The sequence below is a fragment of the Pantoea sp. GL120224-02 genome, from assembly GCF_900215395.1.
Classification (GTDB): domain Bacteria; phylum Pseudomonadota; class Gammaproteobacteria; order Enterobacterales; family Enterobacteriaceae; genus Pantoea; species Pantoea communis.
Map to the genome: position 1 here is coordinate 105,815 of NZ_OBEC01000007.1, position 22,713 is coordinate 128,527.

Annotated in this window: 18 protein-coding genes and 1 pseudogene; 4 read left to right on the top strand and 15 right to left on the bottom strand. The window is 53.2% G+C overall.

What is annotated here, in order from left to right; translation table 11 throughout:
* Positions 1-101: 101 nt before the first annotated feature.
* The 5 genes and pseudogenes from CRO33_RS14700 to guaB all read right to left on the bottom strand — a co-directional run bounded on the left by CRO33_RS14700 (position 102) and on the right by guaB (position 6,720).
* Entirely contained in the window at positions 102-704 is a 603-nt protein-coding gene (locus CRO33_RS14700) for a hypothetical protein (RefSeq protein ID WP_097118599.1), read from the bottom strand.
* Between the two features lie 620 nt (positions 705-1,324).
* Positions 1,325-3,094 carry a hypothetical protein gene (locus CRO33_RS14705; RefSeq protein WP_097118600.1) on the bottom strand — a complete coding sequence of 590 codons (1,770 nt, stop codon included), beginning with the start codon at positions 3,092-3,094 and terminating at the stop codon, positions 1,325-1,327.
* 56 nt (positions 3,095-3,150) lie between these two features.
* A pseudogene (locus tag CRO33_RS14710) lies at positions 3,151-3,303 on the bottom strand (Arm DNA-binding domain-containing protein); the annotation flags it as partial.
* A gap of 297 nt (positions 3,304-3,600) precedes the next feature.
* Entirely contained in the window at positions 3,601-5,181 is a 1,581-nt protein-coding gene (gene guaA / locus CRO33_RS14715) for a glutamine-hydrolyzing GMP synthase (protein WP_097118601.1), read from the bottom strand.
* Positions 5,182-5,253: 72 nt separating this feature from the next.
* Positions 5,254-6,720, bottom strand: coding sequence for an IMP dehydrogenase (gene guaB, locus CRO33_RS14720; protein WP_034825688.1), 1,467 nt, complete (start codon positions 6,718-6,720; stop codon positions 5,254-5,256).
* Between the two features lie 169 nt (positions 6,721-6,889).
* Here guaB and xseA point away from each other — a divergent pair, with 169 nt between their 5' ends.
* The 4 genes from xseA (at position 6,890) to CRO33_RS14740 (ending at position 9,935) form a co-directional block, all read left to right on the top strand.
* Positions 6,890-8,263 (top strand): exodeoxyribonuclease VII large subunit, encoded by a 1,374-nt coding sequence (gene xseA / locus CRO33_RS14725; protein WP_097118602.1) that lies wholly within the window; start codon positions 6,890-6,892, stop codon positions 8,261-8,263.
* Positions 8,264-8,310: 47 nt separating this feature from the next.
* Positions 8,311-9,324 (top strand): M4 family metallopeptidase, encoded by a 1,014-nt coding sequence (locus CRO33_RS14730; protein WP_097118603.1) that lies wholly within the window; start codon positions 8,311-8,313, stop codon positions 9,322-9,324.
* Positions 9,321-9,647 carry a protealysin inhibitor emfourin gene (locus CRO33_RS14735; protein WP_034825682.1) on the top strand — a complete coding sequence of 109 codons (327 nt, stop codon included), beginning with the start codon at positions 9,321-9,323 and terminating at the stop codon, positions 9,645-9,647. The genes CRO33_RS14730 and CRO33_RS14735 overlap by 4 nt, the downstream gene beginning before the upstream one ends.
* Positions 9,648-9,752: 105 nt before the next feature.
* Positions 9,753-9,935 carry a general stress protein gene (locus tag CRO33_RS14740; protein WP_045814915.1) on the top strand — a complete coding sequence of 61 codons (183 nt, stop codon included), beginning with the start codon at positions 9,753-9,755 and terminating at the stop codon, positions 9,933-9,935.
* Between the two features lie 88 nt (positions 9,936-10,023).
* Here the strand turns inward: CRO33_RS14740 and CRO33_RS14745 are convergent, their stop codons facing one another.
* The 10 genes from CRO33_RS14745 to ndk form a co-directional block, all read right to left on the bottom strand.
* Positions 10,024-12,462, bottom strand: a complete 2,439-nt coding sequence (locus CRO33_RS14745; RefSeq protein WP_097118604.1) for a glucose/quinate/shikimate family membrane-bound PQQ-dependent dehydrogenase — start codon at positions 12,460-12,462, stop codon at positions 10,024-10,026.
* Between the two features lie 418 nt (positions 12,463-12,880).
* Positions 12,881-14,374: a ribosome biogenesis GTPase Der gene (der, locus tag CRO33_RS14750; protein WP_034825679.1), complete on the bottom strand. Its 1,494-nt coding sequence runs from the start codon at positions 14,372-14,374 to the stop codon at positions 12,881-12,883.
* 177 nt (positions 14,375-14,551) lie between these two features.
* Positions 14,552-15,733: an outer membrane protein assembly factor BamB gene (gene bamB, locus CRO33_RS14755; RefSeq protein WP_097118605.1), complete on the bottom strand. Its 1,182-nt coding sequence runs from the start codon at positions 15,731-15,733 to the stop codon at positions 14,552-14,554.
* 19 nt (positions 15,734-15,752) lie between these two features.
* The gene (locus CRO33_RS14760; RefSeq protein WP_045814917.1) at positions 15,753-16,370 is read right to left on the bottom strand and encodes a YfgM family protein; all 618 of its coding nucleotides are present in this window, start codon (positions 16,368-16,370) and stop codon (positions 15,753-15,755) included.
* Positions 16,371-16,409: 39 nt separating this feature from the next.
* Positions 16,410-17,684, bottom strand: a complete 1,275-nt coding sequence (hisS, locus tag CRO33_RS14765; RefSeq protein WP_097118606.1) for a histidine--tRNA ligase — start codon at positions 17,682-17,684, stop codon at positions 16,410-16,412.
* 106 nt (positions 17,685-17,790) lie between these two features.
* A complete protein-coding gene (gene ispG, locus CRO33_RS14770; RefSeq protein WP_034825671.1) occupies positions 17,791-18,912 on the bottom strand; it encodes a flavodoxin-dependent (E)-4-hydroxy-3-methylbut-2-enyl-diphosphate synthase in 1,122 nt (373 codons plus the stop codon).
* Between the two features lie 38 nt (positions 18,913-18,950).
* Positions 18,951-19,967 (bottom strand): cytoskeleton protein RodZ, encoded by a 1,017-nt coding sequence (gene rodZ / locus CRO33_RS14775; RefSeq protein ID WP_097118607.1) that lies wholly within the window; start codon positions 19,965-19,967, stop codon positions 18,951-18,953.
* Positions 19,957-20,691 (bottom strand): type IV pilus biogenesis/stability protein PilW, encoded by a 735-nt coding sequence (pilW, locus tag CRO33_RS14780; protein ID WP_097118608.1) that lies wholly within the window; start codon positions 20,689-20,691, stop codon positions 19,957-19,959. The genes rodZ and pilW overlap by 11 nt, the downstream gene beginning before the upstream one ends.
* 76 nt (positions 20,692-20,767) lie before the next feature.
* Complete coding sequence (locus tag CRO33_RS14785) at positions 20,768-21,937, bottom strand: bifunctional tRNA (adenosine(37)-C2)-methyltransferase TrmG/ribosomal RNA large subunit methyltransferase RlmN (protein ID WP_034825665.1); 1,170 nt, start codon at positions 21,935-21,937, stop codon at positions 20,768-20,770.
* 187 nt (positions 21,938-22,124) lie between these two features.
* Positions 22,125-22,556, bottom strand: a complete 432-nt coding sequence (ndk, locus tag CRO33_RS14790) for a nucleoside-diphosphate kinase (RefSeq protein ID WP_007884899.1) — start codon at positions 22,554-22,556, stop codon at positions 22,125-22,127.
* Positions 22,557-22,713 lie beyond the last annotated feature (157 nt).

The window sequence follows — 22,713 nt, forward strand, 5'->3', positions numbered from 1 at the left end:
TGGTGCGTGGAGTATTTCAACCATCTGCTCTGCTCTTATTCGGTCGTTAGTATTTTTCCAAAGCCATCATTCAAACTCCGAAAAAATCCCTGATAACTCGACTAAACAGTTGGAAAATCTATTTTCACGCGAATCTGAGCATTGAAATCCATGATTTTCTTTGCGCAATCGATTTTTCCCCACCAACGATCGATCACGTACGCGTTGACTGGATCTCGGTAGTGGTAGAGATTACTCCCAATCTTTTGATCGCTGTTCACAGGAGCCAAGACACAAACCAGACCCAGTGCGTAAATTGCGCTCTGTGGCAGAGTCATCGACTGCTTCTTTAAATCGATGAGAAACTGCTGATGGCCATTGGCTATTTGAACAGAAACACCATATCCATCTGGTAACTCTTCCCCATGAGCAAGATTACAGCGAAATTTCTCGTAAATAATATCCGCAAATCCAATTCCGATTTTCCCTTTGACATCCTTAAAGGGGAAAACTGTTTCCTGCAGATTCAGTCCCCCAAACATTAACTCGATTACATCCAAGTGATCGTTGATGAATCTACGGAATCGAACACCAACCGCCATTTCCTCTGCGTACGTTTTCTTGGCCGTGCCGTCGATAGCGATGCACGCAGACAGAAGAGCCTGGTCCAGTTCATTCCGATCGGCAGCATCGAGAGATTGCTTGATGTGGTCTGAAATTTTCATTATTCATCTCTTAGCCATTCAGCAAAAAATGCTATCAACAATGAGGCTAAAATTACACCAAATTGCCGATAACATTACATTCGGGCCAGCTTCGAATGGTATCGCAATGCCGGCGGTCAAAATGAATGTGTAATGTCATATAAAAGCCATTGATGATGCAGCCACATTCATCAGAAATAATTAATTAACTCTATATAATCAATGCTTTAAAACACACACCAACTCCCACTCAAACATCAATAGAAAATTAAAACGTTTATATAGCAAGGAGTTAATACAAGAAAGAATCTAAACACCATAAGAAATACCTTACCCAGTAAATTCAAAAAGCCGAATTAACCTCCCTCGCGGCAAACGCTACCAATAGCTGCCTCTCCAAGGTGGACAACTCACCCGTGCTACCATCCTGAACACTCTCCACCAGCAGCTCCGCCGCATAAGATGGATTGGCCTGTAAAAGCTCAACCATTATTTCATCGGGACTAAGGTCTTTCATCAATCACTCATAGTTCATGGATGCCCTCAGCCTTAAGAATAGTCTGCTCAGACCACTAAAAATTCGTCCGTTCCAGTAGTACCGCTTGTCAGGACTGACAGAAACAGGTCAGAAGCAGTCATTGCTACTCGTCCGACTCATCAGTCTCGCCGAACAAGAGTTTCCCTATGTGCCAAATCGATCGTCCAACGTTGTGAATGATTTGCTCTCCTTGTCGCAATGGCGAGTCTTCTTCATCGACGCCCGCGAGCTTGATAGCGTCTGTTATCTTTGAGCCAGTAGGGTGTGCATCTCCCACTCGCATATCATAAGCACCGGCAATCTCAGCAAATACTCTCTTGGCTTTGTCGTCTCCAATTTTCTCAGCCAAAATACTTTGGAGTAACTTGTTTGACCCGAGCTTGGCTTTCTCTTGGTGTGTAGAAAGCTTGCGTAGCTCGGTTACGTTGAGCCTGTCCGAGAATACGCGAATGATGTCCTTGGCTAACCTGAGTAGAGACGCTCTGTCTTTGCTTGCAAATCTGGATATTTGCTGCCCTACTTCGGAATCGTCAATATCATGGATAAACAACGATATTTCGTATTTGTGCCTGAAGCCGTCTTCCAAAAGCCTCATGCTTCCAAAAAACATTTCTTCAACCGCATATGTGGATGCCGGTTTCGCCCTCACCTGCGCTCCCAGCAACTCACTTGAAACCTTTCCTTCAGGAGCTACATTATGCCCCGCCCAAACATGCTGCTCCCATGGAGTGAGTCTAGCGATGTCATAAGCATATACGGTGATAAGATCCGAACTGTTTATTCCGAAATGCGTTTTATATCCTGATGTGGAATTTATAGCTCCAGTTTCAGCCGTGTACCACGCCAACTTAAATCCTCGACTATTGAGAAGTTCGTTCACGACGCTGACCCGAAACCATAGCCAGCGGCCTATGTCCTCGTTATCAAGCTCTGCTGATCTCATTCGCGTTCCATCAGTTTCCACGATGAATTGCGGGAGATTCGGATCTGCATCTCCACGAACGCGTAGGCTTTTTGATTGGTGGTCTATCCATTCCTCACGCCAAAACTCCCCCTCTACCCGTACACCTTTATAGCCTCCACGATGCCCCTTTGAACTTTCATGGTCAGTGTTCGAGTCATTCTCAGGGCCCATCACAGGGGCGTCTTCACCCTCATCTACGTCCGTTCGCCAGGCTCGAAACATCGCCCAGCTTCCCCCAAAGACGTCATCAAGCTTGCGAACGATTAGGGTGAATTTACCGTTATCTCTTTCCTCATCGTGAGGCTGCAAATTTGAATATGCGCTGTCCTCAAATACGGGGACATTTTCTACCCGCTGTCGGTAGTATGAAAGACGAAGCGACAGATTTCTGGCCGCTAAATAGTCGAGTAAAAATTCTCGTTTTATTTCTATCTGACGATGGTCGCCATCTTCACTAACTGTCTCGCGAGCTACCACAACGAAATTTTCTTCAGGTCTGACCCAGTTGCCCCCCTCTTTGACCAAGTGCAGCGCGACGACCAAATCAGGGCTCAGTATCCATTTTCTACCACCAACAACAGGTTGCGGGTGTTCATAAACTAGATTGACACCTATTGGCTCTTTATCGTTGTATTGATATTGGTCAATGGACGCATAATATCCATCTTCGTATGCATAAGGCGCGACTGTGTGCCCAATACCTATGTCGCTCCATCCAAGACGTTCCTCAACTAGCTGGCGATGCTCTGACGGGAATGCAACAGAACCACAGCCAAAATATTCACTGACATAGCCTACTTCTTTTAGATCCCCTTTCTTGCTCTCAACTGACGCTCTTAGAGGAACCCACGCCGCGTTAGAAAATACCCTGCGGGTTTCCTTGGTTTGGAGAATCCACTCTTCACTCATGGTCGAATTTCCTTTATTCATGACAGCATGCTGGGATAAAGCAATGGCCTTCGCTTGATGGTCTCCTGCCTGCCTTGGATCGAGTAGTTGTAGCGGAATGAAATCGAGCCCGCAGGAGTAGTGATGGCTACGTACATGCCGTCACGGTCATTCACTTTATTGAGCTTGTCCTTCGGCTTAAGGTTACTGAGCTTAGTATCGATCAGCATGGTTGGGTCAGTTTTCCTCTTAAAAATACCATGCTCATCTTGCGACGCAATTCACCTTTAAAAAATCTATATATCAAGTAATTAATAAAAAAATACTATATTTAGCTGGTTAGTGGCGACATGGTATCGAGCGTAGAACATGGCATCATGGGTCAGATCGTACCATCTACCACGCCATAAACATGGGGGGTGCTCGGCGATGCCAAATATTGCCAGGCTATGCCGGAAAAAAAACAAAAAAACCCGCTTTTAAGCGGGCTTGGTTATGTTCTTCGCTAGTTGCTGTCGAACGCCAAATCATTCCCACTCAATCGTGGCTGGTGGCTTACCTGAGATATCGTAAACCACGCGAGAAATGCCGTTCACTTCGTTGATGATGCGGTTGGAGACACGGCCGAGGAAATCGTACGGCAGGTGCGCCCAGTGCGCGGTCATGAAGTCGATGGTCTCTACTGCACGCAGTGACACAACCCAATCATATTTACGACCGTCGCCCATTACGCCAACAGAGCGTACTGGCAGGAACACGGTGAAGGCCTGGCTGACTTTGTTGTACAGGTCAGCTTTATGCAGTTCTTCGATGAAGATTGCATCGGCACGACGCAGCAGGTCGCAATACTCTTTCTTCACTTCGCCCAGTACACGCACGCCCAAACCTGGACCCGGGAACGGATGGCGATACAGCATGGCGTATGGCAGGCCCAGTTCCAGGCCGATCTTACGCACTTCATCTTTGAACAGCTCTTTCAGCGGCTCAACCAGGCCCATCTTCATCTCTTTCGGCAGACCGCCCACGTTGTGATGCGATTTGATCACGTGTGCCTTGCCGGTAGCAGAAGCAGCAGACTCGATCACGTCTGGATAGATGGTGCCCTGTGCCAGCCATTTCACGTCAGTCAACTTCAGCGCTTCTTCGTCGAACACTTCAACGAATACGCGGCCGATGATCTTACGCTTGGCTTCGGGATCGTTCTCGCCCGCCAGTGCATTGAGGAAACGGTTTTCAGCGGCAACGTGAACGATGTTCAGACCAAAGTGGTCGCCAAACATATCCATCACCTGCTCAGCCTCGTTCAGACGCAGCAAGCCGTTATCCACGAACACACAGGTCAGGCGATCGCCGATAGCGCGGTGCAGCAGCATCGCGGTGACAGAGGAATCCACACCACCTGACAGGCCAAGGATCACTTTATCTTCGCCGACCTGCTCACGAATACGCTCAACCGCATCTTCGATGATCTTGGCTGGCGTCCACAGTGCTTCACAGCCGCAGATATCACGGATGAAACGCTCCAGCATGCGCAGGCCCTGACGGGTATGCGTCACTTCTGGGTGGAACTGCACGCCGTAGAATTTCTTCTCTTCGTTGGCCATGATGGCAAACGGACAGGTTTCGGTGCTGGCAACGGTTTCAAAGCCAGCCGGGATAGCGGTCACTTTGTCACCGTGGCTCATCCACACGTCCAGCAGCGGTTTGCCGGCTGCGCTGATGGCATCTTCGATGTCACGAACCAGCGCGCTCTGGGTCAGCACTTCAACCTGCGCATATCCAAACTCACGCTCGTTGGAGCCTTCAACCTTGCCGCCCAGCTGCATTGCCATGGTCTGCATGCCGTAGCACACGCCCAGCACCGGTACGCCAGCATTGAACACGTATTCTGGTGCACGTGGGCTGTTAAGCTCAGTGGTGCTTTCCGGGCCACCTGACAGGATGATGCCGTTTGGATTGAAGCTACGAATCTGCTCTTCGGTGACATCCCACGCCCAGAGTTCGCAGTAGACGCCCAGCTCACGCACGCGGCGCGCGACCAGCTGCGTATACTGAGAACCAAAATCGAGGATCAAAATGCGATGTTTATGAATATTTTCAGTCGTCATTGAGGCGTTTCCATTGGGATGGACTTAATAATAAAAGCGCCCGGCAGGTGCCGGGCGTTGAATCTTACGGGATTATGAACCCATGCGGTAGTTCGGTGACTCTTTGGTGATGGTCACATCATGCACGTGGCTTTCGTTGATACCTGCGCCACTGATGCGCACGAACTCGGCTTTAGTACGCAGATCGTTGATGGTTGGGCAACCGGTCAGGCCCATGCAAGAGCGCAGACCGCCCATTTGCTGGTGCACGATCTCTTTCAGACGGCCTTTATAAGCGACGCGGCCTTCGATACCTTCTGGCACCAGTTTGTCAGCCGCGTTATCGGTCTGGAAGTAACGGTCAGATGAGCCTTTAGACATCGCGCCCAGTGAACCCATACCACGGTAAGATTTGAACGAACGGCCCTGATACAGCTCGATTTCGCCTGGAGATTCTTCAGTACCCGCCAGCATAGAACCGACCATCACAGCGGCCGCGCCTGCGGCGATCGCTTTGGCGATGTCACCTGAGAAACGGATACCACCATCAGCCACAACCGGGATACCGGTGCCTTCCAGCGCAGCAACCGCATCAGAAACGGCGGTAATCTGTGGTACACCTACGCCAGTCACGATACGCGTGGTGCAGATTGAGCCTGGGCCGATACCCACTTTCACCGCGCTCACGCCCGCTTCTGCCAGTGCCAATGCACCTGCACCAGTCGCCACGTTGCCACCGATGATGTCCAGGTCTGGATACTTCGCACGGGTTTCACGGATACGTTGCAGAACGCCTTCAGAGTGACCGTGAGAAGAGTCGATCAGCAGAACGTCAACGCCCGCAGCAACCAGCGCGTCAACACGCTCTTCGTTACCTGCGCCCGCACCAACCGCAGCACCCACACGCAGACGGCCTTCCGCATCTTTACAGGCGTTAGGTTTACGCTCTGCTTTCTGGAAATCTTTAACGGTAATCATGCCCAGCAGATGGAAGCTATCATCCACAACCAGCGCTTTCTCAACACGTTTTTCGTGCATTTTCTGCAGTACGATGTCGCGCGCTTCACCCTCTTTAACGGTGACCAGACGCTCTTTCGGTGTCATCACTGCGGAAACTGGCAGGCTCAGGTCCGTCACAAAACGCACGTCACGACCGGTAATGATACCGACCAGTTCGTTGTCGGTGTTCACAACCGGATAACCCGCAAAGCCGTTGCGCTCGGTCAGCTCTTGCACTGCCGCCAGCGTGGTGGTTGGCAGAACAGTTTGCGGATCGGTCACTACGCCACTTTCGTGTTTTTTCACTTTGCGAACTTCATCCGCCTGGCGCTCAATCGACATGTTTTTGTGGATAAAGCCCAGACCGCCTTCCTGCGCCAGTGCAATTGCCAGACCGGCTTCGGTCACCGTGTCCATAGCAGCAGACAGCATAGGGATGTTCAGACGGATGTTTTTCGTCAGTTGGGTGCTGAGATCAGCGGTGTTCGGTAAGACAGTGGAGTGAGCTGGAACGAGCAGAACGTCGTCAAAAGTGAGGGCTTCTTTAGTGATTCTTAGCATTGCAATATCTCCACCTGGGGGCGATTAAAACAGATAAAATATTGCCGCGGCATTATACAGGCCGAAATCGATTGCCTCCAGTGTTTTTTAGGAAAAAGTCTTGATCCTTCGGGTGAGCAATGTAGTATCGGTTGATTAACCCTCTGATTTAAAATTTGATCTACATCACATGTCGCTACCGCCAACCGCCAATATTTTTACTGTCAGCCGCCTGAATACCACGGTGCGCCAACTGCTGGAAAATGAGATGGGCCTGGTGTGGCTCAGCGCTGAGATCTCAAATTTTAGCCAGCCCTCTTCCGGTCACTGGTACTTCACCTTAAAGGATGATGGCGCACAAGTCCGCTGCGCGATGTTCCGTAATAGCAACCGCCGTGTCACCTTCCGTCCTCAGCATGGTCAGCAGGTTTTGGTGCGCGCCAGCATTACGCTGTATGAACCGCGTGGCGACTATCAGCTGATTATCGAAAGCATGCATCCAGCGGGTGAAGGTCTGCTGCAGCAGCAGTTTGAGCAATTGAAAGCGCGACTGGCGGCCGAAGGGCTGTTCGATCAGCAGTTCAAACAGCCGCTGCCCGATCCGGCGCGCCAGGTCGGTGTGATCACCTCTGCCACCGGTGCCGCGTTGCATGATGTGCTGCGCGTACTGCATCGCCGCGATCCCTCGTTGCCGGTAATTATCTATCCCACGCCGGTGCAAGGTGTGGATGCACCGGCTGCGATTGTGCGTGCCATTGAACTGGCGAACCAGCGTGATGAGTGTGACGTGCTGATTGTCGGCCGCGGCGGCGGCTCGCTGGAGGATTTGTGGAGCTTTAACGATGAGCGCGTGGCGCGTGCTATTTTTGCCAGTCGCCTGCCCATCGTCAGTGCCGTCGGCCACGAGACAGACGTCACCATCGCCGACTTTGTCGCCGATCTGCGCGCCCCTACCCCATCTGCGGCTGCAGAAATCGTGAGCCGCAATCAGATCGAACTGCTGCGCCGTTTGCAGTCACAGCAGCAGCGAATGGAAATGGCGATGGATTTCTACTTTGCAGAGCAGCAACGCCGTTTTACCCGCATACAACATCGTTTGCAGCAGCAACATCCACAGCTGCGTCTGGCACGCCAGCAAACCACACTGTTCCAGTTGCAACGTCGCCTCGGCGAGGCAATGGATCAACGTCTGCGCGTGGCTAATCGCCAGCAGGATCGCGTGTTACAGCGCCTCAATCAGCAGCAGCCTCAAGGGCGCATTCTGCGTGCGCAGCAGCAGATGCAGCAGTGGCAGTATCGCCTGCAACAGGGCATGGAGAAGCAGCTGAATCACAATCGTCAGCGATTTGGTAATCTGGCTGCACAACTGGAGGGCGTCAGTCCGCTTGCCACACTGGCGCGTGGTTTTAGTGTGACAACGGATACGCAAGGCCAGCTGGTGAAGAAAACCCAGCAATTGCATAAAGGCGATTTGCTGCGCACCCGTCTGGATGATGGCTGGGTGGAAAGCCAGGTGACCGCCCTTGAACCGCAGAAATCGCGTAGCCGTAAAGCACGCTCCTAGCTGAAAAACTATACTTCTGGCATGTTCACTCACGGCCAGGAGTTACTATGACCTACAGCGTTATTCCTCCGTATATTCTTCGCAACATCATTGACCATTGTTCGGGTGCGCCTCAGGAGTCTGCTCGCCGCACCCTCACCCATGTTCAGCAACTGATGACTGAACACAATCATAAATCGGCCAGCGCGGCCACCGCCCAGCCTGGCAGCGTGTTGCGTGCCATCTTTGATGCGAAGAACACACAGAATCTACCCGGCACCTTAATCCGCGATGAAGGTCAGCCAGGCAATGGTGATGTCGCTGCCGAGGAGGCCTGGAATTATCTCGGCATCACCTACGATTTCTACTGGCAAATCTTCAAGCGCAACTCACTGGATAACCAGGGCCTGAAGCTGGATGGCACCGTGCATTACGGCAAGGAGTATCAGAACGCCTTCTGGAACGGTCAGCAGATGGTGTTTGGTGACGGCGATGGCGAGATTTTTAACCGCTTTACCATTGCGCTTGATGTGGTCGCGCATGAACTCACCCACGGCGTGACCGAGAACGAGGCCGGGCTGGTTTATTTCCAGCAGTCTGGTGCATTGAATGAATCGATGTCTGATGTGTTCGGCTCGCTGGTTAAGCAGTTCCACCTGAAGCAAACGGCCGATCAGGCTGACTGGTTGATTGGTGAGGGCTTGTTAGCATCCGGAATTAAAGGCCGTGGACTGCGATCCATGTCCGAACCAGGCACGGCTTACGACGATCCGAAACTCGGTAAGGACCCGCAACCGGCGGATATGGATCATTACATCGAAACCCGCGATGACAATGGCGGTGTCCATATCAATTCTGGCATTCCTAACCGTGCGTTTTACCTCGCCGCTAAAGCGTTAGGCGGCTTTGCCTGGGAGTTAGCGGGCCACGCCTGGTACGACACCCTCTGTGACAAGACGCTGCCGCAGGATGCCGATTTCAGCACCTTTGCGCGTTTCACCGTCGAGCATGGCGGCAAGCGATTTAATCGCTCGGTGGCGGAAGCAATTCAATCCGCCTGGCAACAGGTAGGCGTAACGTGAATATTCAACTGACTGATGACGCCATTATCGAACTGGCGCGTGAAGGTGGCATTGCTTTTATCCCCAATCTGCGAGGCGAGCGCCGCTTTGCCCTGGCGCAACTGCCGGAACCGCAAAAACAGCGGGTGTGTAACGTGCTGGAGCAGGCATTACCGTTAGGGGAACCGGAAGATCAGGCGGCGAATCTTGGCAGCGGCGATCAGCGCTATTTTCGCATTCAAATCACCTATGCCACCCATCAAGAGGCGGGATCCATCGTGATTTTAATTCCAGAAACTGTGGCATCGCCAGAATTAGAGGCTCTCTGGCGCGACGGCCAGTGAAGAACTCGGAGATCTCCCAAGGCAACCTGTAACTTACTGACTATAATCATTAATGTGGCTAGCTAGTCCACATCGAAGAAAACACCCTTAGATGAGGTCTCTGCTATGACACAAAAAAAGCAACGAGGCGGTGCTGGGAACTTTGCAGAGGACCCAGAGCGTGCCAGGGAAGCCGGCAGTGCTGGCGGCAAAGTCAGTGGGGGCAATTTCAGAAACGATCCTGAAAGAGCCAGGGAAGCTGGAAGAAAAGGAGGTCAAAAAAGCCGTCGCCCCTCCAAGCAGCAGTGAATAAGGTACCTTAAGGAGTGAAGTGCGCCACGGATGGTTAATAAAAAAAGGCCGACATCATGATGTCGGCCTTTCTTCTTACTGAGGCTTACTTGCTGTCTGGCAACGCGTAAGCAATCACGTAATCACCACGGTCTGGTGACTGACGTGCACCACCTGCGGAGATCAGGATGTACTGTTTGCCATTTTTCGGCGAAACGTAGCTGATTGGGCCACCCTGGCTGCCGACTGGCAGACGAGCTTTCCATACTTCTTTACCGGTTGAGCTATCGAAGGCGCGCAGATAGTAATCCTGCGTACCGGCGATGAACACCAGGCCACCCTGAGTTGCCAAGGTGCCACCCAGCGTTGGCATACCGATTGGCATTTGTGCGCGCATCTTGATACCGAATGGACCGGTATCCTGCACGGTACCGACTGGCACCTGCCATACGATCTGACGGGTTTTCATGTCGATAGCTGACAGCGTACCAAAGGGTGGTGCCTGGCACGGAATACCCAGTGGAGACATGAAGCGGTTTTTGTTAACAGCGTAAGGGGTACCTTTCAGCGGAACTGCGCCCATACCGGTGTTGATCGCTTCACCGCCGTTGCTGGCAGCAGACTTAGTGGTGTCCTGAGGAATCATCTGTACCCACAGGCCCAGACGCATGTCGTTAACAAACATGTACTGGTTGTTCGGGTCAAACGAGATGCTGCCCCAGTTCATACCACCCAGTGAACCTGGGAAGCTGAGTGATTTGTCAGTGTCCGGAACAGTGAACAGTCCATCGTAACGCATGCCTTTAAAGGCAATACGGCACACCAATTGGTCGAACGGCGTCGCGCCCCACATGTCAGACTCGGTCAGCTTCTGGTTGCCGATGTTAGGCATTTCCACTGAGTGCGGCTGTGTTTTGGTGTACTGCTCGTTCGGGATATGGCCCTGCGGCATTGGCTGCTCTTCAACTTTCGTCAAAGGCTTGCCGGTCAGGCGATCCAACACCCAAATCATACCGGTTTTTGCACCGATAACGACGGCTGGCTTAGTGGTGCCATCCTTCATCGGGAAGTCAACCAGGCTCGGCTGCATTGGGAGGTCGAAGTCCCACAGATCGTTATGTACGGTCTGATAAACCCATTTTTGCTTGCCGGTAGTCGCATCCAGCGCCAGAATTGATGCGCCGTAGGTGTGATCCAGTTTGGTACGATTCGCACCCCACAGATCCACAGACGAGCTACCCATTGGCAGGAACACAGTGTTCATCGCCGGGTCGTATGACATCGGTGCCCATGAGTTCGGGGTACTACGGGTGTAGTCTTTGCCCGGCATCAGGATGGCATTCGGGTCATCGTTACCTGGGTCAAACGCCCAACGCATCTGACCGGTGATGACGTCAAAGCCGCGCAGTACGCCGCCAGGCATATCGGTCTGGACGTTATCCGCCACACGACCACCCACCACTACGGTGGTGCCGGCCAGCTGTGGTGCAGACGTCAGCTGATACTGTGGATCGGGCGCTTTACCCAGACCTTTTTTCAGGTCAACCACACCGTGGTCGCCGAAGTCTTCACAGAATTCACCGTTGTCAGCATTGATGGCAATCAGACGCGCATCAATGGTGTTCATTAGAATACGACGCTGACAGGTATCACCTGCCGCCAGAGCTGGCGCAGGAACCGGCGTTGAGCCAGGCTGTGTTGGCTGCTGTACGGGTTTGGTCGCATCGAAATACGCCAGACCACGGCAGCGGTTCCACACTTCTGCCTGTGCGTTGATTTCACGCTTCCAGATCTGCTTGCCAGTATCCGCTGCAACCGCAATCACGTTGTTGTGCGGGGTGCAAAGGTACAGGGTGTTGCCTACCTGCAGTGGCGTTTCCTGATCTTCCGCGCCGTTACCGGTTGGGCTGATCGGGGTATCGCCAGTGTGGAAGGTCCATGCAACCTGCAGGTCTTTTACGTTGTCACGGGTGATCTGGTCGATCGCCGCGAAACGGTCACCTTCAGGCGTGCGGCCGTAGCTGCTCCAGTCCTGCTGTGGTTTAGACTTGTCCACCGGAATCAGCGGCAGCTGTTTGCCTTCGAAAGCGACGGTTGGGTGCGGCTGGAACATCTGCACGAAAGTTGCCACCATGCCAACAGCGATAACTGCTGAAAGGACATAGGAAACTTTCGCCAGAGAGCTTTTGCCTTCACGCTTACGCAGCGCTGGCCAGGTCAGGAACGCCAGCAGCATCAGGCCTGCAGGCACCATCAGGCGTGAAACCAGCTGCCAGAAGTGGAAGCCCGCATCAAACAGCGCCCAAATCAGGGTGCCAACGAAGACCAGAATGAATAAGGTCACGGCGGATGATTTGCGACGGAAGAACTGAACCGCCGACAGCAACATCACAATACCGGAAATGAGGAAGTACCAGCTGCCGCCCAGAGCGACCAACTTGCCACCGCCGATCGCGAAGAACAGACCGACAGCCAGCAGGACCAGCCCGAACAATACAGACCAGATACTCAACCCTTTGCAGGGACGAGCGGAATTTTCTGCCATAACAAAAACTCTCCTGAAAAAATAACGCGCTGGTGCCGGCTAACAAGCTGTAGCCAGTAGCAATGCTCCTGCCAACGATGGGGGACAGGAACCAAACCGTTACGCTTTATTTTATATCTATTGGTACGGGTGCAATGCCCGTCATTCGGCGCTTGTGAGCAAGGACACATCGCAGGTGAGAGTGATTCTCGCTACAAGGCGGCAGGATTGTACCACCTGGTTCATTAGAAAGTGAACATCCATAACGAAGGAGTTACTGCGTAATAGCATTTTTGCTACAAAACCAGTCATAAGTTATTAATAAATATGAGGCTGAATCAAAGTGTAATTTTTGATGTTAAGGCGATATGTCAGGGATGATGAGCTTATCGTGCGGCATCAGGGCAAAAAATAAGGGCCCGTTTGGGCCCTCTTCACTTTAACGCTTATTCTTTTTCAGATGCGACATCAGTCGCTGGCGTTTGCGCTGCTGCGTCGGTGTCAGCAGGTTACGTTTGCCCGCGTACGGGTTGTCGCCTTCTTTAAACTGAATGCGAATCGGTGTGCCCATCACGTTGAGTGAGCGACGGAAGTAGTTCATCAGGTAACGTTTGTAGGAATCTGGCAGATCCTTCACCTGATTACCGTGAATCACCACGATCGGCGGGTTATAACCACCAGCATGGGCATACTTCAACTTCACGCGGCGACCACGCACCAGCGGCGGCTGATGGTCGTCAGAAGCCATGGTCATGATGCGCGTCAGCATCGCGGTGCCGACACGTTTGGTTGAGCAGTCGTAAGCTTCGGTCACGGATTCGAACAGGTTACCTACGCCACTGCCGTGCAGCGCCGAGATAAAGTGAATGCGCGCGAAATCGATAAAGCCCAGACGGAAGTCCAGCATCTCTTTCACTTCGTCACGCGCTTCCTGGGTCATGCCATCCCACTTGTTGACCACGATCACCAATGAGCGACCGCTGTTCAGGATAAAGCCGAGCAGTGACAGATCCTGATCGGAAATGCCTTCACGTGCATCAATCACCAGCATCACCACGTTGGCATCTTCAATGGCCTGCAGCGTTTTGATGACAGAGAATTTTTCTACGGTTTCGGTGATTTTTCCGCGTTTACGCACACCGGCGGTATCAATCAACACATACTCGCGCTCATCACGTTCCATTGGAATGTAGATGCTGTCACGCGTGGTGCCCGGCATATCGAAGACGACAACGCGGTCTTCACCCAGGATGCGGTTAGTCAGCGTTGACTTGCCGACGTTAGGACGGCCAACGATAGCCAGCTTGATCGGCAAGGTGGTCGGGTCGAAGTTTTCTTCTTCCTCTTCCGCCAACGCCTTCTCGTCCTCTTCTTCTTCTAACGCGGCCCAGTAAGCGGCGTTTTCTTCTTCTTCCGTCAACTCCACTTCCGGAACGGCTTCTTCCATCCATGGCAGCAACGCAGCTTCAAGCAGGTTGTTCACACCGCGGCCGTGCGAGGCCGCAATCGGATGAATGTCACCCAAGCCCAGCGCATAGAAATCCAGCACGGCAGCATCAGGATCGAGACCGTCAGTTTTGTTCGCGACCAGGAAGGTGGCTTTTTCGCGCGAACGTAGGTGATTGGCGATCTGTTGATCGGCCGGCATCACACCCGCACGCGCATCCACCAGGAACAGCACCACATCCGCTTCTTCAATCGCCAGCAGCGATTGTTCTGCCATGCGGTTTTCGACGCCTTCCTCGGTGCCATCAATACCGCCGGTATCAATAACAATGAATTCGCGCCCTTCCACTTCGGCGCGACCATATTTGCGATCGCGAGTCAGTCCAGGAAAATCCGCTACCAGCGCATCACGAGTGCGCGTTAAGCGGTTAAATAGCGTAGATTTTCCCACATTGGGACGCCCAACCAGCGCGACCACAGGTACCATAACACTTGCCTCAGTTTTAAAAATAAATCGCCCGAATGGCGTGATTATAACGACATTTGCCAGAAGGCGTCAGGCTGAAGGCGCTAAGAATACCATGCCTGACTAAAAACGAAACGGCCCCTGACGAATCAGGAGCCGTATTAGCGAGCAGGAAGCCGGTTCCTGCAAAGCCCAATCTTAACGAGTGATGGCGTAAACTTCGCCGCCCTTCGCCTGGATCAGCAGCTTGTCACCGGCAACCACCGGGTCAGTCTGGAAGCCATCGCTGTCCAGTTTCTGCTGCGCAACAAAGCGCCCGTCAAGGGTGTTAATCCAGTGCACATAACCTTCGCTATCGCCAACCACCAGATAACCGTTAAACAGCACTGGTGAAGTCAGGTTGCGATGCAGCAGATCGCTCTGGCGCCAGATGGCCACGCCACCGTCGGCATTGAGCGCAATCACGCGGTCATCCTGATCGACCAGGTAAATACGACCCGCATCAACCACCATGTCTTTCACGCCACCGATTTCGCGTTTCCACAGAATCTGGCCTGAACGCAGTTCCAGCGCGGTCAGATTACCGTTGTAAGCCAGCGCATAGATCACACCGTTAACCACAACCGGCGTCGTATCCACATCGCTCAGACGATCAATCTCTGTGGCGCCACTTGGTTGCGAAATACGCTGCTGCCAAATCAACTGCCCCTGGTTCATGATTACTGCACTCACGCGGCCATTGTCACCACCGACAATCGCACCACCGAATGCCACAGTCGGTGCAGATTCACCGCGCAGTGACAGCGCAGGCATATCGAGGTTGACGCTCCATTTGATCGCGCCAGTACTCTGGTCCAGCCCCTGCAACATACCGTTGCTGGTGTGGATCAGTACCAGGCCATCACTCACAACTGGACGCGACATCGCTTCACCGGCGACTTTCGTCTGCCAGGCGATGCTGCCATCGTTATTGTTCAGTGCAAAGACCTGGCCGCGCTCGCTGCCGATATAAATGCGATCGCTGGTAGCGGTAATACCGCCAGAGAGAAGAGCTGAGATGTTTTTCGAGAAGAAGCCGGTTTTCTCAGAGAGATCGACTTTCCATTTCTCTTTACCGTTGCTGGCATCCAGGGCTTTCACTACGCCAAAGCGGTCGGCCGCATAGACGGTACCGTCCTGCCAGGCTGGATGCAGATTGGAATAGAAATCGCCAACGCCATCACCCACCGAGGTGCTCCAGGCCGTCTGTGGCGTAAACTGGTTTTCCACTTTCGGCAGCGGAGCCATTTTTACTACATCTTCTTCGCCGCTGAACAGCGAGCAACCGCTGAGCAGAGTGACTGAAATCAGCCCTGGCAGCAGGTATTTACGTAATTCCATGTGCGCTCTCTTGACTGGCTTAACTTAAGTTATTCATCTTCATCTGCAGCATTTGCTTCAACGCAGGAGAGGCCTGCGATTCAGCACCTTTGCTCCAGGCATCACGTGCGCCCTGCTTGTCGCCTTTGCTCAGCAGTGCTTCGCCACGAATGTCCGCAATAATGGCTGTCCAGCCATCACCCTTAACATTGTTAAGAGTTGAAAGTGCGGCATCGGCCTGATTTTGCTGCAGTTGAATGCGTGCCAGACGCAGGTTAATCACCGCCTGCAGGTTGGCATCTTTGGTATCTTTCAGCCCGCTCTGAAGCAGCGTAATGGCTTTATCTAACTGATTTGCTTCAACGTACTGTTTCGCTAAATCGAGCGAAGCCAGTGCGCCATAAGTGTTGTTATTTTCATTGGCAAAGGCGGCAACCGCTTCCAGCGTTTGCGGCTTATCCGCCTGCATCGCAGTGGTCAGTTGTTGATACTGTGCCGACGCAGCTTTATCCGCACCATCCTGATGACTGGTCCAGAAACGCCAGCCACCCAGTGCAGCAATGCCGATGATCACACCCACAGCCAGCGCTTTGCCGTTGTTCGCAAAGAACTGACGCAGTGCGTCAACCTGTTCGTTTTCGTTGCTGTAAACTTCCACGCAATCCCTCTCCTTTAAATGGCTGTTGCAGTGCTGCGTTTACTGCAGCAGCGTGCGCAATGTCGCAGCGGCTTCGCTTTGGGCAACGGTTTGCTGATCGCCTGTGCTCAGGTTTTTAATCACGACCTGGCCCGCTTTCACTTCGTCTTCACCCAGCACCAGCGCAATGCGTGCGCCCCACTTGTCTGCACGGCCAAACTGCTTCTTGAAGTTACCACCACCGAAGTTGGTCATCAGCTTCAGCGCCGGATCTGCATCACGCAGTTTTTCCGCCAATTGCATCGCAGCGGACTGAACGCCCTGCCCCGAAGCGATAACATAGACATCAACAATGCGCGTCGGTTCAAATTCTGGATTAACCGCCTGGACCAGCAATACCAAACGCTCAAGACCCATGGCAAAACCGACCGCTGGCGTAGCGCGACCACCCAGCTGTTCAACCAGACCATCGTAGCGTCCACCGGCACACACGGTGCCCTGTGAACCTAAGCTGTTGGTCACCCACTCAAACACGGTGCGGTTGTAGTAATCGAGGCCACGCACCAGACGCTGGTTCACGGTGTAAGCGATACCCGCGTCATCCAGCAGGCTGCACAGCCCGTCGAAGTGCGCGCGTGAGTCTTCATCGAGATATTCATTCAGCGTCGGCGCATCGTTGAGTAACAGTTGGATGTCAGGGTTTTTGCTGTCGAGTACGCGCAGCGGATTGCTGTACATACGACGTTTGCAATCTTCATCCAGTTTGTCTTTGTGCTGCTCAAGGAAGGCCACCAGTGCGTCGCGGTAGTTCGCGCGCGCTTCCAGTGAGCCGATAGAGTTGAGTTCGAGACTCACGTGTTCAGCGATACCTAACGCTTTCCACCAGCGCGCGGTCATCATAATCAGTTCGGCGTCAATGTCCGGGCCTTGCAGACCAAACACTTCCGCACCAATCTGATGGAACTGGCGGTAACGACCTTTCTGCGGACGTTCGTAGCGGAACATCGGACCGATGTACCACAGACGCTGTTCCTGATTGTACAGCAGACCATGCTCAATACCGGCACGCACGCAGCCCGCGGTGCCTTCCGGACGCAGGGTCAGGCTTTCACCGTTGCGGTCGTCAAAGGTATACATCTCCTTTTCAACCACATCGGTGACTTCACCGATAGCGCGTTTAAATAGCGGGGTCTGCTCTACAATCGGCAAACGGATTTCGCTAAAGCCATAACTGGCCAGCACCTGCTTCAGGGTGCCCTCAATACGCTGCCAAATCGCAGTATCCGCCGGCAGGTAGTCGTTCATCCCACGGATCGCTTGAATATTCTTCGCCACGTTAGAATCTCTTAATACAAAAAAACCTGTCCGGCATCATACCTTATGAGGATGAAACCGCACAGGTTCAATCACAAACCGGCACGCGGCGGGCGCGCACCGTCCCTTATTTTTCCAGCTGCTGCACGTTAATGCGGCGGCTTTCATCCAGCATGCTGGCCTTGGCACGAATACGTGCTTCCAGCTGGTCGATCATATTGTCGTTATCGAGGCGATCGCGCTGACGCACACCGTCCTCGTAGAAACCACTTTTACGGCTACCGCCCGTCACGCCCATGGTCGAAACAGTGGCTTCGCCAGGACCGTTCACCACACAACCGATAATCGAGATATCCATTGGCGTGATGATGTCTTCGAGACGTTCTTCCAACGCATTCACCGTCCCAATCACATCAAATTCCTGACGTGAACAGGTTGGGCAGGCAATAAAGTTGATACCGCGTGATCGAATGCGCAGCGATTTCAGAATGTCGTAACCGACCTTGACTTCTTCCACCGGATCCGCCGCCAGCGAGATGCGCAGCGTATCGCCGATCCCTTCTGCCAGCAGCAAGCCCAGGCCAATCGCTGATTTTACTGAACCGGCGCGCGCGCCACCCGCTTCGGTAATACCGAGATGCAGTGGCTGATCGATGGCTTTTGCCAGCAGGCGATAAGATTCAACGGCCAGGAACACGTCAGAAGCTTTTACGCTCACTTTGAACTGATCAAAGTTGAGGCGATCGAGGTGATCAACATGGCGCATCGCGGATTCGAGCAGCGCCTGTGGCGTTGGCTCACCGTATTTTTCCTGCAGATCTTTTTCCAGTGAACCGGCATTTACGCCGATACGGATAGGGATGTTGTAATGACGGGCACAATCCACGACCTGGCGGATACGCTCATTGTTGCCGATATTGCCGGGGTTGATGCGCAGGCAGTCGACGCCATATTCGGCGACTTTCAGTGCGATACGATAGTCAAAATGAATGTCCGCCACCAGCGGCACATTGACCTGTTGCTTAATCAGTTTGAACGCTTCCGCCGCATCCATGGTCGGAACAGAGACGCGCACGATATCGACACCGACACGCTCAAGCTGGCGAATCTGGTTAACCGTGGCGTCCACATCCGTGGTGCGGGTGTTGGTCATTGACTGAACGGCAATGGGCGCACCATCACCAACCGGCACCTTGCCGACGTAAATCCGTGTTGATTTGCGACGGATAATGGGTGCTTCGTTATGCATATTCTCTCTCCACAATTACCCGGAAAGCGCGCTGCGCGTTATTGCGCACCCAGCGTCAGACGGGCAACCTGGTTATTACGGATAAAACGACTTAAATCAACGGGCTGATTCTGATATTGCACATCAACCGCACTCGGAGCGCCAATTTTCAGACGATACGGAGCCGTTCCGGACAAGCTGAGCTTACCGCCGCTACGTTGCAATCCGCTGAACAGCTTCTTGCCAGTAGCGTCGGTGACCTCCAGCCAGCAGTCGGCTTTGAAATTCATCACCACCGCATTTGGGTCACCTGCTGGCTGGCTTACCGCCGCGTTGCTGGTCGGCATTTGACCTGCTGGTACACTGTTGGCAGGTGCCGGAGAGGTGGCTGCTGGCGGTGCGTTATCGATCGGTGCCTGGCTCGGTGAAACCACGGCGTTATCGCTGCCGGTCGCAGGCGCAGTAGTGTTGGCAGCCGAAGCCGCGTTGTTGCTGGTACTCGGTGTCGCAACCGCACCTGCACCGTTATCCACCGGCGTACCGGCGGCATTGGTATCACTGTCAGTCGCGCTGTCAGTGCTGTTTTCACCCAGCGGAATAGACTGACTGTTATCGCTGCTGCTGCCATTCTGGTCAGCCATTGAGACCAGATCGGCCTGCGAGGCTTTATGGTTTTGCCACCACCACGCGCCGGTCAGACCAATGACCACAAAAATCACCAGCCAGGTGAAAATCATCAGCCAGCCATCACGCTTTTTACGGCGCTTACCTAACGAGAAGCTCTGCATTGGCTCAATTTTGGCCGCGCGCACGGGAGCCTGCTTCGCCATCATCGGCAACAGGTCATCTTCCGGCACATGCACCAGACGAGCATAAGAACGAATGTAACCGCGCAAGAACGTCGAAGCTAAATCAGCTGGCGACTTATCCTCTTCAATGTCTCGTACGGTAGAAAGTTTCAGGCACAGGCGTTCAGCGACATTTTGCTGAGTCAGCCCCATCTGCTCACGGGCCAGACGCAGGCGTTCACCTGTGGAATGTACTGCAGAATTCTCTTGAGTGGCTTCAGTATTCATTAGCTAAATAACGCTGGTACTGTATCGATTGTGGAAAACTTCGCGCCAACCGGTCGCCATAACGTGTAACGTCAGCAGCGTTTCCCTGTTGCGCGGCGAAACGTATTTGTAACCACTGGCTCTCTGCCGTTGCGGGCAAACGCTGGTGGTACACTTCTAATAGCAGCGGAACCGCCATGCGATCCTGCTGTTCAAGCCGCCTTTCCACTTCCAGAAGCAGTTGACTGCCCTGCTCCGGTGCGGCAATCAGCGCGTTGCTCAAAGACTCGCGCGCTGAGGCACTCTCTCCAGCCTGCAGGTAACAATAGCCCGAAAACAGAAATGCATCCTGACGAGCTTCGATTTCCTGTGCAGCCATCGCCAGCTTAAACTGTTGATGCGCTTCGCCATACTGCCTTAAACCGCAAAGAAACGCACCGTAATTGTTAGCGATGTAGCCATTCGCTGGCGCTAACTGCTGGGCGCGTTGGTAGTGCCAATGGGTCTGCGCGCTATTCTGCTGCGCCTGTGCCAGCCGCGCAAGCGCCAACGGCACACGATAATCTTGCGGTGCGGCCCGCTCAGCGCGTAATAAATTACGCTGTGCTGCAGCAAAATCTTTCACCGCCAGGTAGTGCAACCCTAGCTGTAGCCTGATATCCGCAGCGCCTTGCTGGACCGGTGGATTGACACAACCGGTTACAACAAAGCCCGCCAACAACACTGCCGATAATCCTTTGTGCATTTCAGTCTCTCCCTCTGACATTGAGAGGAGAGACTGGCACGGCTTACGCCCGGTGGGTATCACCAGGCGCCGTGTTTCAGAGCGCCTTCACAGAGATGGTTTCACCGGCCATTTTCTTACGCAAGGTGCGCTTGGTACGGTCGATAACGTCACCCGCTAACTGACCACAAGCCGCATCAATATCGTCGCCACGTGTTTTACGCACGATAGTGGTAAACCCATAATCCATCAGCACTTTGGAGAAACGATCGATACGGCTGTTGGAGCTACGGCCATATGGCGCGCCCGGGAACGGGTTCCATGGGATCAGGTTAATCTTGCACGGCGTCTCTTTCAGCAGTGCAGCCAGCTCATGCGCGTTGTCGGTGCTGTCATTGATGTGATCCAGCATCACGTACTCGATGGTCACGCGGCCCTGATTGGCGTTCGATTTCCCAATGTAGCGTTTAACCGCCGCGAGGAAGGTTTCGATGTTGTACTTTTTGTTGATCGGCACAATTTCGTCACGAATCGCATCGTTCGGTGCGTGCAGCGAAATCGCCAGTGCCACGTCGATCATATCGCCCAGCTTATCCAGTGCCGGCACGACACCCGAGGTAGACAGCGTCACGCGACGTTTTGACAGACCAAAACCGAAATCATCCAGCATGATGTCCATTGCTGGCACCACGTTGTTCAGGTTGAGCAACGGCTCGCCCATGCCCATCATCACCACGTTGGTGATCGGACGCTGGCCGGTAATTTTCGCCGCGCCGATAATTTTCGCCGCGCGCCATACCTGACCAATGATTTCGGAAACACGCAGGTTACGGTTGAAGCCCTGCTGCGCAGTCGAACAGAATTTGCACTCCAGCGCACAGCCTACCTGTGAAGAGACACACAGCGTTGCACGGTCAGCTTCCGGGATATACACGGTTTCGACCAGCTGATCGCCCACGCGAATCGCCCACTTGATAGTGCCATCGCTGGAACGCATCTCTTCCGCTACTTCCGGCGCACGGATTTCAGCGCGCTGCATCAATTTGCCACGCAGCACTTTGTTGATGTCAGTCATCTGCTCGAAATCATCGCAGCAGTAGTGGTACATCCACTTCATGACCTGATCGGCGCGGAACGGCTTTTCACCCATCTCTAAAAAGAATTCGCGCATCTGCTGACGGTTAAGATCCAGCAGGTTAATTTTTTCGTTTTTTGGGGAAACAACCACGGGGGAAGCGGACGACGGCGTCACAATCTGTTCGGACATAATGTTCTCTGGCCTCGTTGTTACACGTTACGGCTCTGGTTAAGAATAGGAAAAAAATAACGCCCTCGCTGAGCCAAGCTCAACAAGGGCGCATTATTGTACTACATCTGCTGCATGATGCCAGGGGAACGACTTTACCGATGATGAAAAGGTGTAAAGTCGTTTATCCGCATTGGCAGCAACGCACTTAGCGAGTGCGTGGGCAGACTTCGTTCTCTGCGAAGAAGTATGCGATTTCGCGTGCAGCAGATTCAGCTGAGTCAGAACCGTGGGTTGCGTTCTCAGTGAAGCTGTCAGCGTAGTCAGCACGCAGAGTACCGGCCAGTGCGTTGTCTGGGTTGGTTGCACCCATCAGATCACGGTGACGCTGAACGGCGTTTTCGCCTTCCAGAACAGAAACAACTACTGGACCAGAAGTCATGAACTCAACCAGACCATCGAAGAATGGACGGCCTTTGTGCTCAGCGTAGAAGCCTTCAGCCTGCTCTTTGGTCAGGTGCAGCATTTTTGCGCCAACGATTTTGAAGCCTGCGCTTTCGAAACGGTTGTAGATAGCACCAATCACGTTCTTAGCGACGGCGTTTGGTTTAACGATTGAGAAAGTACGTTCGATTGCCATGATGACCTCTAGTTAGCATCCTGAAGAAACCGGGAATTCGCTCCCGGTAAGAAAACGCGCCGATTATAGGGACATCATCGGGCGTTGCCTATTGCCGATTGGTGGAATTATCGAAAATAATTGATTTTTGTCGGGGCGAACACGCGCAAAATCTGGC

Excerpts from the sequence above, each read along its gene's own strand:
- CRO33_RS14745 (WP_097118604.1), bottom strand. The coding sequence starts at position 12,462 with ATGGCAGAAAATTCCGCTCGTCCCTGCAAAGGGTTGAGTATCTGGTCT.
- ndk (WP_007884899.1), bottom strand. The coding sequence starts at position 22,556 with ATGGCAATCGAACGTACTTTCTCAATCGTTAAACCAAACGCCGTCGCT.
- rodZ (WP_097118607.1), bottom strand. The coding sequence starts at position 19,967 with ATGAATACTGAAGCCACTCAAGAGAATTCTGCAGTACATTCCACAGGT.
- CRO33_RS14785 (WP_034825665.1), bottom strand. The coding sequence starts at position 21,937 with ATGTCCGAACAGATTGTGACGCCGTCGTCCGCTTCCCCCGTGGTTGTT.
- CRO33_RS14705 (WP_097118600.1), bottom strand. The coding sequence starts at position 3,094 with ATGAGTGAAGAGTGGATTCTCCAAACCAAGGAAACCCGCAGGGTATTT.
- bamB (WP_097118605.1), bottom strand. The coding sequence starts at position 15,733 with ATGGAATTACGTAAATACCTGCTGCCAGGGCTGATTTCAGTCACTCTG.
- ispG (WP_034825671.1), bottom strand. The coding sequence starts at position 18,912 with ATGCATAACGAAGCACCCATTATCCGTCGCAAATCAACACGGATTTAC.
- CRO33_RS14700 (WP_097118599.1), bottom strand. The coding sequence starts at position 704 with ATGAAAATTTCAGACCACATCAAGCAATCTCTCGATGCTGCCGATCGG.
- der (WP_034825679.1), bottom strand. The coding sequence starts at position 14,374 with ATGGTACCTGTGGTCGCGCTGGTTGGGCGTCCCAATGTGGGAAAATCT.
- xseA (WP_097118602.1), top strand. The coding sequence starts at position 6,890 with ATGTCGCTACCGCCAACCGCCAATATTTTTACTGTCAGCCGCCTGAAT.
- pilW (WP_097118608.1), bottom strand. The coding sequence starts at position 20,691 with ATGCACAAAGGATTATCGGCAGTGTTGTTGGCGGGCTTTGTTGTAACC.
- guaA (WP_097118601.1), bottom strand. The coding sequence starts at position 5,181 with ATGACGACTGAAAATATTCATAAACATCGCATTTTGATCCTCGATTTT.
- guaB (WP_034825688.1), bottom strand. The coding sequence starts at position 6,720 with ATGCTAAGAATCACTAAAGAAGCCCTCACTTTTGACGACGTTCTGCTC.
- CRO33_RS14730 (WP_097118603.1), top strand. The coding sequence starts at position 8,311 with ATGACCTACAGCGTTATTCCTCCGTATATTCTTCGCAACATCATTGAC.
- CRO33_RS14740 (WP_045814915.1), top strand. The coding sequence starts at position 9,753 with ATGACACAAAAAAAGCAACGAGGCGGTGCTGGGAACTTTGCAGAGGAC.